This window comes from Streptomyces johnsoniae (assembly GCF_031845565.1).
Lineage (GTDB): Bacteria > Actinomycetota > Actinomycetes > Streptomycetales > Streptomycetaceae > Streptomyces > Streptomyces johnsoniae.
Genome location: NZ_JAVREV010000104.1, coordinates 1 through 380, shown reverse-complemented (window position 1 = coordinate 380; position 380 = coordinate 1). Strand labels below are relative to the sequence as shown.

Here is a 380-nt window from a genome sequence, read left to right as displayed (position 1 = left end):
GCATCCAACCACGTACGGCTGGAAGGGCGCTCCTTACCCATGGGTTACCCAGCCGACGGCACGGTCAGACAGTCCCTCGACAGGACCCGGGCCAGCGCTTCGACGACCTCCGGCGCGTACTCCCCGGCGGTCGCCAGGCGCAGTTCCTCCAGCGCGGTGAGGGGTCCGCCGGGCCCGGCGCCGCGCGCTTTCTCCTCGTAGGCGTTGACGGCCCGCACGATCCGGGCGGCGACGGGCTGCTCCCGGCAGCGGTCGGCCTGCCGCTCGACGACCACGGCGACCGCCGCGTCGACCCCGGTCTGCCGGACGACGGCCCCGCCGAGCAGCGCGATGCGGCGCTGCTCGGCAGCGGGCAGTTCGGCGGTGGCGCCGTCCGGCAC

Annotated in this window: 1 pseudogene; it reads right to left on the bottom strand. The window is 75.5% G+C overall.

Going from position 1 to position 380, the window contains the following annotated elements:
- Window positions 1–44: 44 nt before the first annotated feature.
- Window positions 45–380, bottom strand: a pseudogene (locus RM779_RS33480) (metal-dependent phosphohydrolase); the annotation flags it as partial.